The following is a 380-nucleotide window of genomic DNA, read 5'->3' on the forward strand; positions in this document are numbered from 1 at the left end:
TCACTTATATGTTTATAATCTATTTCATTTATGTTATTTTCATTTTTAACCCAAGAAATAGAACCATGTATTTTATATAAATTGTAGAAGTTAGGGACTCTTTCCCATATGTTATTGGATAAATTCATATCCTCTACATACGCATACTTATAACTAGCTGGATTAAATGACCTTTTGTAAGTACCAATAAACCCGTTGTTATACGGAAATGATAGAGAGTCCAAGGCTTGTTCATTATATAAATCATAATTAGTTGTAAAAATATTTATCGGATGCTTTCTTCCATGTGTGACAGTTTTTATATAAAAATTACGATAAAAGCTTAATACTTCCTTTCCATGCAGTCCTTCAATAATCTTATTCCTAATATATTTCTGTAC

At 27.9% G+C, this 380-nt stretch carries 1 protein-coding gene; it reads right to left on the minus strand.

The window, feature by feature from the left end:
* Window positions 1–368: SIR2 family protein (locus AYC59_RS08125; protein ID WP_342666601.1), on the minus strand; the 368-nt coding region annotated here is incomplete at its 3' end.
* Window positions 369–380: the final 12 nt, after the last annotated feature.

This window comes from Pseudostreptobacillus hongkongensis, assembly GCF_001559795.1.
Taxonomy (GTDB): Bacteria; Fusobacteriota; Fusobacteriia; order Fusobacteriales; family Leptotrichiaceae; genus Pseudostreptobacillus; species Pseudostreptobacillus hongkongensis.